This window comes from Bradyrhizobium uaiense, assembly GCF_010811875.1.
Classification (GTDB): Bacteria; Pseudomonadota; Alphaproteobacteria; order Rhizobiales; family Xanthobacteraceae; genus Bradyrhizobium; species Bradyrhizobium uaiense.
Window position 1 is genome coordinate 1 of record NZ_VKHP01000658.1, and the last position, 282, is coordinate 282.

General features: G+C 60.6%; 1 protein-coding gene. It reads right to left on the reverse strand.

What is annotated here, in order from left to right; all coding sequences use genetic code 11:
• Positions 1 to 282 (reverse strand): transposase (locus FNJ47_RS55625; protein ID WP_163163601.1); only part of this gene is annotated, 282 nt, incomplete at both ends.

A 282-nucleotide genomic window follows, 5' to 3' on the forward strand; every position in this document is an offset into this window, starting at 1 on the left:
GCAAATAGCGATCCCCTTGTTTGCTGATACTGCCAAGCTTGTCCTTGCCTCCGCTCGAGTTCTGCTTCGGCACGAGCCCAACCCACGCCGAGAAGTCTCGTCCCGATCGGAAAGCCTTGGGATCAGCAATGCTGGCGACCAGAGCGGTTGCCAGCGCCGGCCCGACGCCGGGGATAGCGTCAAGCCGCTTGCTCGTCGCATTTGATCGATGCCAGGCGATGATGCGGCGGTCGAACTCCAGTATCTGGGCCTTCAGTGCGCGCAATTGATTGCCCAGAGCAA